The sequence below is a fragment of the Bacillus sp. FG16 genome, assembly GCF_057809515.1.
This window is the reverse complement of the sequence record NZ_JBMDKC010000153.1, coordinates 1-8,518: the sequence shown is the minus strand read 5'-3', so window position 1 is coordinate 8,518 and position 8,518 is coordinate 1. Positions and strand designations below refer to the sequence as shown.

Here is an 8,518-nt window from a genome sequence, read left to right as displayed (position 1 = left end):
CTTCAAAGGTTAGGAACTGAACAATTGTTAAAATATTAAACGTAACTTATATAGTACAAGAATATGGTTTTAGTACAGCTGAAATTGGTCTACTAGGTTCAGTAATGGCAATTGTTTATGGATTTAGTAAGTTCTTTATGGGTAATTTATCAGATAAAGCTTTCGCCCAGCGCTTTATCGCAGTCGGTTTATTCTTATCAGGGCTTGTAAATATTTGTTTCGGCTTTGCATCATCATTTGGGATGATTGTTACATTACTTGTTGTTAACGGTATTGTACAAGGTATGGGAGCACCACCTTGTAGTATTGTTATGACGAAATGGTTCTCGAAGAAAGAACGCGGTACGAAAACAGGTCTTTGGAATATTTCACATAACGTTGGTGGAATGCTTGTGCCACCACTTGTCGGAATTGGTGTAGGTATTTTTGGTGAAAACCATTGGCAAGGCGGCGTGTTTATTTTCCCTGCAATTATCGCAATGGTAATTTCAGTTCTTGTTTGGATTAATGCGAAGGATACACCAGAATCTGAAGGTCTTCCTCCAATTGATGAGTATCGTAATGACTATGAAAATCTTGAAAAAGCAGATAATGCTAACAAGATGTCACCAAAAGAAATTTTAATGAAGTATGTAGTGAAAAATAAATTTGTATGGTTCTTATGTATTGCGAATGCTTTTGTTTATTTAATTCGTTTCGGCGTTATTAACTGGGTTCCACTTTATTTAACGACAGTTAAAGGATTTTCAAAAGCAGAAGCACATGCGGCATATGCAATCTTTGAAGGTATGGCAATTCCAAGTTCATTAATCGTTGGTTTTTTAAGTGATAAATTATTTAAAGGAAAACGTATGCCATTATGTATTATTAGTATGGTTGGAGTTGTTATTGGTACGTTTATATATTGGCAAGCAACTAGCGTACTTGTTGTAAGTATTGCAGTTTCTATTATCGGTTGTTTAATTTATGTACCACAGTTCTTAATCGGTTTAAGTGCGATGGAATTAGTACCGAAATTTGCAGTAGGTACGACAGTTGGTATGTGTGGTCTATTCGGTTATGTAGGCGGAAGTCTTGTAGCTAACGCAGCAATTGGTGTTATTGTTGATCGTTCTGGCTGGGATGGTTGTTTCATCTTACTATTAACAGGTGCGGTTTTATCAACAATCTTCTTATTTATTGTTCAACGTGGACATGAGAGAAAAGATCCTAAAGTAGCGTAATATTTTGTTTGAAAAGTCATCCAATTATTATTTTGGATGGCTTTTTCTATATAATATAATCTTTTCTTAAATCTATCTTAAAAGATATAATGTCATATTTCTAATCATTGGAATTTTTGTTACAATATAAATGGATGTGTAAAACTTTGTAAAAAGATTGTAATAATATACAATTTATTTTCAGGAAGTTTTATACAATTATGGTATTTATTAAACTATTAATTTATAAAGGGAGAGAGAATATGTTACCAAATACGGTTCGTACTCCAAACAAGAAGAAGAAATGGATTATTATTGGGGTTATTGCACTAATTGTTATTGTAGCGGCAATTAATATTTTTGTTATGCAAGGTAAGAAGAAGGGTGCATCAACAACGTCTGATGCTGTAAGTTTTGAGAAAGTGACAGAGCGTAAGCTGAATAATACAAAATTAATTTCTGGTCAGGTGAAGCCTGGTAATATTGAAAGCTTCTATGCAGATCCGACCAAAGGAAAAGTGAAAGATATTGAGGTAAAAGAAGGGCAAGAGGTAGAAAAAGGTACGAAGTTATTCTCTTATGACAATGAAGAGATTAATCTTCAAATGAAGCAAGCTGAGCTTGATCAGAAGATGGCGGATATGCGTTATGATCAAGGGAAAAAGAAGATTGATTCGTTAAAGAAAGAGATTAAGAAGGCGAAAGATAGCGGAGCTGGGAAAGAAGTAACAGATCCGATGGACGAGCAAGTAAACGAATTAGAGATAGCTCAAAAGACAACTGATCTTGAGAAAGAAAAAGGAAAGTTGCAGAAAGAAGAGTTAAGTAAGAAGCAGAAAGAGCTTACGATTTATAGTAATTTCGCTGGTGTTGTTCAAAAGTTAGATAAAGATGCGGCACAAAGTTCATCTCAAGCGTTAGGTGGTCAAGGAAAATCATTTTTACAAGTAGCTTCTAAAGACCCATTCCAAGTTCAAGGTACGTTAACTGAGCTTCAGAAGTCACAAATTCAAAAGGATCAAACATTCACTGTAACGGCGAAAGCAAATAATAAGAAGAAGTGGACAGGTAAGATTACAGAGGTAAGTGAGTTCCCAACAAGCGCAGAGATGGCGCAAGCTGGCGGCGTGGGTGAAGCAACTCAAAATATGTCTCAGTATACATATAAAGCAAGTCTTGATAGTCAAGACGGTTTATCTCCAGGTTACCACGTTTCATTGCAAGTAAACTTAGAGAATAAGACGATGATTGCTGTTCCAAGTAAAAGCATTGTAGAAAAAGGCGATGATGCATTTGTTTATGTTGAGGATAAAGGGAAGCTTCGTAAACAAAATGTGAAAAAAGGTTCTACTGATGGAGACTGGACAGAGGTTGTAGAAGGCGTAACAGTGGGGCAAAAGGTGGTTAAAAATCCTTCCGACAATGTGTATGACGGAATGGAAGTGAAAGAGAAATGATTACGTTAAATAATATTGCTAAAACGTATTATCAAGGAAAATTGGCGGTGCCGATTTTGCATGGTATTAGTTTAACGATTCAGAGCGGTGAGTTCGTTTCGATTATGGGACCGTCTGGTTCTGGTAAGTCGACGCTTATGAATATTATCGGTTGTTTAGATCGTCCAACAGAAGGCGAATATATGCTGAATGACGTGAATATCTTAACAGCAGACGAGTCAAAGCTTGCTTTAATTCGTAATGAATATATTGGCTTTGTATTCCAGCATTTTAATTTACTGCCTCGTCTTTCCGCAGTGGAAAATGTTGAGCTTCCGCTCGTATACGGTGGCGTGAAGAAAGCGGAGCGTCGCAAGCGTGCTTTGGAGGCGTTAGGTAAAGTTGGATTAGCGGATCGCGTGCATCATTTACCAAATGAGTTATCCGGTGGACAGAAGCAGCGTGTAGCGATTGCAAGAGCGATTGCAAATAATCCAACGTTCATTATGGCCGATGAACCGACTGGTGCACTTGATACGAAGTCTGGTGAGCAAGTTATGGATATTTTCACGAAGCTTAATGCAGAAGGCACGACGATTGTTATGGTTACGCATGAAGAGGAAGTAGCAGCGTATTCTTCCCGCCGCATTGTACTACGAGACGGGAAAGTTACAGAAGATAGAAGGTGTGCGGTATGAGTTTACTAGATAGTATAAAAATTGCCCTATCTTCTATTTTAGCTCATAAACTACGTTCAGCTCTTACGATGCTTGGTATTATTATCGGGGTAGGTTCGATTATTACTGTCGTTGCAATTGGGCAAGGCGGGGAAGCTGCATTGAAATCGCAGTTTGTTGGGGCAGGTAATCAAACGGTTCCGATTCATTATAGTGCAGATATAAACGATCCTTTCGGTATGGGAATGGTAGAAGCACCGAAGATAACTGAAGAAGACATTTTTGAAATTAAAAAAATCCCAGAAATCGCACATGTGGTAACAACAAATTCAACCATGGAACCACTTGATATTGAAGATAAAAAAGAAATGGTGAGCATTACTGGATTAGATAGTGAGTACTTTGCAGTAAATAAAGTAAAGTTGTTAAAGGGACGTTCTTTACAAGAATCAGATGTGGATCAAGGTAATAACGTTGTTATGATTAGTAAACAAATGGAAGAAAAGGTGTTTAAGGATACCAATCCAGTCGGTAAAATTATTGAAATGAAAGGTCAACCGATGCAAATTATCGGTGTCTACAAATCAGATAATGAGTTTATGGGAATGGGACCATCAGAAGCACTAGTTCCAATTTCATTATGGCCGACACTGTATGGGAAAGATGAAATTCAAAATATTTCTGTTCAAGCAAAAAATGTAGATAATCTAGAAAAAGCAGGTAAAAAAGCTGCAGATGTTTTAAATAGTCGTAAACCGACTGATGCAACTGGTAAATATGAAGTTATGAATTTAAAAGAAATTCAAGAAGGTATTTCGAAGATGACCGGTATTATGACAATGATTATCGGTGGTATCGCTGGTATTTCATTAGTCGTTGGTGGAATTGGTGTTATGAACATCATGCTTGTATCTGTAACGGAGCGTACGCGTGAAATTGGTGTACGTAAAGCACTTGGAGCAACGCGTAGTAAAATTTTATTACAATTTTTAATTGAAGCAGTTATGTTAACACTTCTAGGTGGTTTGATCGGAATTGGTCTTGGGTATGGCGGAGCATATATCGTTTCTACATTCGCAAAATGGCCACCACTTGTTTCATGGGAAGTTGTCGTTGGAGGCGTACTGTTCTCGATGACACTCGGTATTATTTTCGGATTAATTCCAGCAAACAAAGCTGCGAAATTAGATCCAATTGAAGCATTGCGTTATGAGTAATTAATAGTGTAGTAGAACTACACATTACCGTTCTAGTGGGCGGTTCGTAGCCTCTTGCGAGGAAGTGAACCGCCCGTTAGAACGGGTTATATAAATAGAAGGAGGCGTTATAATGGAAGCAAATATTAATACGCAAGATGTAGGTGCGAAGAAGCCATCATTATTAGGAATGATTACTTCTCCAGGTGAGCAGTTCGAGAGAATGAAGAATAGTAATGCGGTTTGGGGTGCGTTTTGGATACTTTCTTTACTATCGGGAATTACTGGTGGAATTGGTGCCTATGTATATTCTTTAACACCTGAATCAATTAAGCTCAATCAAGAATTAGGGGTTAATGTTACACCTGTAATGACTTTCGGTGCTGGTTTTGTATTTGGTGTTATCGGTATGATAATAGGTTTCTTCATTAGTGCTGCTGTATATAAAGTGTTAATGATGTTAATGAGCAATGATACTTCTTACAAGAAATTATTAACAATTAATGTATATTCAAGCATTATTTCAGTACTTGGTTTATTAATAAATATAGTTTTAGCACTTATTCTAGGTGGTTCAGGAAAAGAACTTTACACTGGTTTAGGCCCAATTTTTGCTTCAAGTGGAGGCGCTGTAAAAGGTATTGCAAATAGCATTGAAGTATTTACAATTTGGGGATTTGTTATTACATGGTTAGGTCTTCAAATTACGGCCGGTTTAAGTAAAAAGAAGGCAACGATTCTTATGGTTATCTTCTTCATTTTAACGATCGGCTTTGGTGCACTAAGAGGATTGGTGCAATAATATTGATATTTCATGTAACTAGAAAGAAATGCAGCAATTATAAAAGTAATTGCTGCATTTTTGTTCATGTTACAAGTTGTATTTTAGCTACTGGTCTATATGCGATCGATAGATTTTTCAAAAATATAACTACAGAATAGTATAACTTGAGAATTCATAAACAAAAGGTTCCTTCTAATGTATAGAAGGAGCCTTTTTTATTTTTACCCCTACTTCAAATACCGCCAACAAAATTTCAAATACTAAATAGTGTAATTTCAAATTCCATCGGTAGTATTTGAAATTACTCACAGTGAAATCTTTCCCTTATTTTTATATTGTGAAAGTACCGCGGAATACTAGAAAGGTATACCTTTTAGAAACGGGTACTGTGTGAAGCCAGCGACTTTTAAAGAGGCAGTTGTTTTGTATGAAGGAATGATTGTAAATCAAATAAAGAAATTAGGTATTCGCCAAGATTATGAAGAGTATTATCAATGTGGTTTAATTGGTCTTTGGCATGCGTATGAAAGATTTGATGCAAAGAAGGGGTATTTCCCTGCATATGCACTTGTAACGGTGCGTGGTTATATATTAGAAAGGTTGAAGAAAGAATCTACTGTACAAGAAAGATATGTATGTGTAGGGGAGTATGAGGAAATCTTTCATTTTGAAGATGTTGAAATAAGAGTGAAGGATTTTATGAGCGTGTTAGATGAGAAGGAGAAGTATATTATTTTTGAGCGCTTTTTTGTAGGAAAGACGATGGGGGAAATCGCTTTAGAGACGGAAATGACATATTATCAAGTAAGATGGATGTATCGGCAAGCACTCGAGAAAATGCGAGATAGTGTAAGAGGATAAAAATAGCAAATAGAATGGAAGGTAAGGAAATACTACCTTCCATTCTATTTGTTATTAAGGTGATGAATCTTGCATGTTCATTTGGGATAATACATATCCAGCTTTCCATAATTGCTGACTTAGCTTATGGGAACTAATTTGTATCGTTACGGTAGCTCCGTTTGAAAAATGAATTTTAGCTCGTTTAGCTTTTTGGAAAAACTCTATTGTATGAACATGTTTAAAGAAAAGCCAAATACAATTTGGAGAAGCAGGAGATTCTGTTGGGAAAGCACAAATATATTCTCTATGATTGATCGGAATTGGAACGTTTTGTTTAAATTTAAATTTTGTTTTTACGGCATTACGTCTCCCTTGATAAGTAGAATGAATATTTGTTAGACAAGATTTCTGTATAAGTTGGAGAGCAGTTTGACAGGAGTAAAGATGGTTCCCGCTACTGTCGATAATTTTTGTACGGTAATAAGGGTGTTTACATGGTTCAAGCATCATTGTAGAACTAGAAATAAAAATGTTGTTTTCATTATCCATAATTCTATATCCTCCCTTATATTTTTCATTCTGAATATAATTATATATAAATTAAGTAAATTGATTGTTAATATTCTATTTCATATTGTAAATTTTGGCTATTCGTTTACAATCAATAGGTGATAGTCTTTCTAATTTGCATCGCTTGTACATATATATGAAAATAGAAAAGAGTAGGCGGTGATATAGTATGAAGAAAAAGTATATTATTATGGCTTTAGTTGGCATTCTCCTAGTATATTTAGCAAACAGCAATCCGAGTAAAGGAGAATATACAGAATGGGCAGCGAAGCAGTTTATGAAGCGTAATGATGTGAGTAAGAAGCTAGATGAAGTTCAAAAAGAGAATGAAGAGGGTCTCCTTGGCGACTTGGCATCGGCCGGTAAAAAGTTAGCGAAAAAGTATGTTGAGCCACAAGTTGGGTTATTAATTGATCATTATACGAAGCGAAATGATTATATATTCTTCTCAACATATACGACTGAGTTTGATATAGGTGAAGAACATTATAAGTATGTATGCGTCGGTTTTTCAAAGATTTTTATTCCGATTGAAATGCCGAAGAAAAAAGACGAATCTGCAAAATGATGCAGATTCGTCTTTTTCATTTTATAGAGTAATTGGAACTTCAGATACATTTTTTTCTACAAGGCGAGCGCCCTTTTTTCTTGTATTTTCATCAATGGATGAAAATACAGATGAGGCAAGGATTGTATCCATTACTTGATTTACGACTTGTGCATCGATTGGTGTGATGGGCGTATCGATAGAAAAAACGACTGTTTTTCCATCTTCTTTCGCGAAAATCAACTCTAGTACTTGCATGTGTTATTCCCTCCTTTGTATTTATCCCGCTATTTACGGGATTTGGGTCTGACGGTTAAATTGCGGGCTAATAATCAGCGGGGATGAATAAAATCCCCACTGATCCGAGTTTTACTTTATAGTTTAGAAAGATCTGATGTGCTTACAAGTTGTACAGCGTGAAGTGGTGATGCTTGTAAGGAAGCGAGAGCATGAGCTACGTTGTGTACTTGATCTAAGCTCGCATTTGTTTTAACACGTTTAAATTGTTTGCTCTTGAAAACTGTTTTGCCGTTCTTATCTAATCCGTTGTTTAAGACAAGACGTAAAGTTAAATCCATTACGATTGTTTCAATTGCCATGTGTATCACCTCCTTTCACTTTATAAATAGGGTACAAATGTCATGTTTTGGCGTGAAATTTTTTCTTTTTTTTGGTACCCTTAAAAGATTAAGAGAGGAGAATTCTGGATAATGAATCGTAAATGGTTATTTTGGATTCCTGTATTACTATGGATGGGGCTGATTTTCTATTCTTCGGCACAACCATATAAAAAGCAGGATATGCGTTCAGATATTGAACAATATGTAAATGTTGAATTTGTGAAAGAGCATTTTTCATGGGTATCTATCGATTATGGTGGAGGAACCCCTGTTAGTATTGCGAATAAAGGTGTAGGCGGATTTATTGAGTTTTTCCTTCGTAAAGGTGCTCATTTTATGGTGTTCTTTATGCTAGGTTCATTGATTTATTACGCTTTTCATCGATCAGGTCATTCGAGGAAAAGATGTTTTATATATGCCCTTCTTTTCGTTGCAGGTTATGCAACATTTGATGAAATCCATCAATGGTATACGGGGGACCGTACACCAATGTGGCAAGATTCATTGCTTGATACGTGCGGCGGATTAACCGGGATTATAATAAGTAATTGGTTTTGGAATAGAAAAAAGAGCTAATCTCATTTCGAGATTGAAGTGACCCCTAAAAGTTAGACACGGTTATTTCATTAGGCAGCTTGATAAA

Annotated in this window: 10 protein-coding genes and 1 pseudogene; 8 read left to right on the top strand and 3 right to left on the bottom strand. The window is 36.0% G+C overall.

From position 1 onward, the window contains the following. Window positions 1-35 precede the first annotated feature (35 nt). The 6 genes and pseudogenes from ACODS7_RS29850 to ACODS7_RS29825 all read left to right on the top strand — a co-directional run. Window positions 36-1,223, top strand: a pseudogene (locus ACODS7_RS29850) (MFS transporter); the annotation flags it as partial. 242 nt (window positions 1,224-1,465) lie between these two features. Then, a complete protein-coding gene (locus ACODS7_RS29845) occupies window positions 1,466-2,659 on the top strand; it encodes an efflux RND transporter periplasmic adaptor subunit (RefSeq protein ID WP_224980557.1) in 1,194 nt (397 codons plus the stop codon). Continuing rightward, window positions 2,656-3,336, top strand: coding sequence for an ABC transporter ATP-binding protein (locus ACODS7_RS29840; RefSeq protein ID WP_000631624.1), 681 nt, complete (start codon window positions 2,656-2,658; stop codon window positions 3,334-3,336). Before ACODS7_RS29845 ends, ACODS7_RS29840 begins: the two co-directional genes overlap by 4 nt. Next, complete coding sequence (locus ACODS7_RS29835; protein ID WP_006922891.1) at window positions 3,333-4,532, top strand: ABC transporter permease; 1,200 nt, start codon at window positions 3,333-3,335, stop codon at window positions 4,530-4,532. The genes ACODS7_RS29840 and ACODS7_RS29835 overlap by 4 nt, the downstream gene beginning before the upstream one ends. A gap of 112 nt (window positions 4,533-4,644) precedes the next feature. Continuing rightward, window positions 4,645-5,313, top strand: a complete 669-nt coding sequence (gene yknW / locus ACODS7_RS29830) for a YknW family membrane protein (RefSeq protein WP_000387916.1) — start codon at window positions 4,645-4,647, stop codon at window positions 5,311-5,313. Between the two features lie 372 nt (window positions 5,314-5,685). Then, a complete protein-coding gene (locus ACODS7_RS29825) occupies window positions 5,686-6,156 on the top strand; it encodes a sigma-70 family RNA polymerase sigma factor (protein WP_088114424.1) in 471 nt (156 codons plus the stop codon). Window positions 6,157-6,210: 54 nt separating this feature from the next. Here the strand turns inward: ACODS7_RS29825 and ACODS7_RS29820 are convergent, their stop codons facing one another. After that, the gene (locus ACODS7_RS29820) at window positions 6,211-6,687 is read right to left on the bottom strand and encodes a competence protein ComK (protein ID WP_000368314.1); all 477 of its coding nucleotides are present in this window, start codon (window positions 6,685-6,687) and stop codon (window positions 6,211-6,213) included. A 190-nt stretch (window positions 6,688-6,877) separates the two neighbouring features. Here ACODS7_RS29820 and ACODS7_RS29815 point away from each other — a divergent pair, with 190 nt between their 5' ends. Continuing rightward, a complete protein-coding gene (locus ACODS7_RS29815) occupies window positions 6,878-7,276 on the top strand; it encodes a DUF4359 domain-containing protein (protein WP_243169295.1) in 399 nt (132 codons plus the stop codon). Window positions 7,277-7,297: 21 nt separating this feature from the next. Here ACODS7_RS29815 and ACODS7_RS29810 read toward each other — a convergent pair whose 3' ends face one another. Both ACODS7_RS29810 and ACODS7_RS29805 read right to left on the bottom strand, forming a co-directional pair. After that, a complete protein-coding gene (locus ACODS7_RS29810; RefSeq protein ID WP_001197593.1) occupies window positions 7,298-7,513 on the bottom strand; it encodes a DUF2922 domain-containing protein in 216 nt (71 codons plus the stop codon). A gap of 116 nt (window positions 7,514-7,629) precedes the next feature. Next, on the bottom strand, window positions 7,630-7,854 hold the full coding sequence (locus ACODS7_RS29805) for a DUF1659 domain-containing protein (RefSeq protein ID WP_000963861.1): 225 nt from the start codon (window positions 7,852-7,854) through the stop codon (window positions 7,630-7,632). A 111-nt stretch (window positions 7,855-7,965) separates the two neighbouring features. On the opposite strand from ACODS7_RS29805, the gene ACODS7_RS29800 reads away from it, so the two are divergent. Continuing rightward, the gene (locus tag ACODS7_RS29800) at window positions 7,966-8,451 is read left to right on the top strand and encodes a VanZ family protein (RefSeq protein ID WP_023523524.1); all 486 of its coding nucleotides are present in this window, start codon (window positions 7,966-7,968) and stop codon (window positions 8,449-8,451) included. Window positions 8,452-8,518: the final 67 nt, after the last annotated feature.

What these genes read in the sequence shown, in the direction of transcription:
- ACODS7_RS29845 (WP_224980557.1), top strand. Translation starts at nt 1,466, where the DNA reads ATGTTACCAAATACGGTTCGTACTCCAAACAAGAAGAAGAAATGGATT.
- ACODS7_RS29840 (WP_000631624.1), top strand. Translation starts at nt 2,656, where the DNA reads ATGATTACGTTAAATAATATTGCTAAAACGTATTATCAAGGAAAATTG.
- ACODS7_RS29835 (WP_006922891.1), top strand. Translation starts at nt 3,333, where the DNA reads ATGAGTTTACTAGATAGTATAAAAATTGCCCTATCTTCTATTTTAGCT.
- yknW (WP_000387916.1), top strand. Translation starts at nt 4,645, where the DNA reads ATGGAAGCAAATATTAATACGCAAGATGTAGGTGCGAAGAAGCCATCA.
- ACODS7_RS29820 (WP_000368314.1), bottom strand. Translation starts at nt 6,687, where the DNA reads ATGGATAATGAAAACAACATTTTTATTTCTAGTTCTACAATGATGCTT.
- ACODS7_RS29815 (WP_243169295.1), top strand. Translation starts at nt 6,878, where the DNA reads ATGAAGAAAAAGTATATTATTATGGCTTTAGTTGGCATTCTCCTAGTA.
- ACODS7_RS29810 (WP_001197593.1), bottom strand. Translation starts at nt 7,513, where the DNA reads ATGCAAGTACTAGAGTTGATTTTCGCGAAAGAAGATGGAAAAACAGTC.
- ACODS7_RS29805 (WP_000963861.1), bottom strand. Translation starts at nt 7,854, where the DNA reads ATGGCAATTGAAACAATCGTAATGGATTTAACTTTACGTCTTGTCTTA.
- ACODS7_RS29800 (WP_023523524.1), top strand. Translation starts at nt 7,966, where the DNA reads ATGAATCGTAAATGGTTATTTTGGATTCCTGTATTACTATGGATGGGG.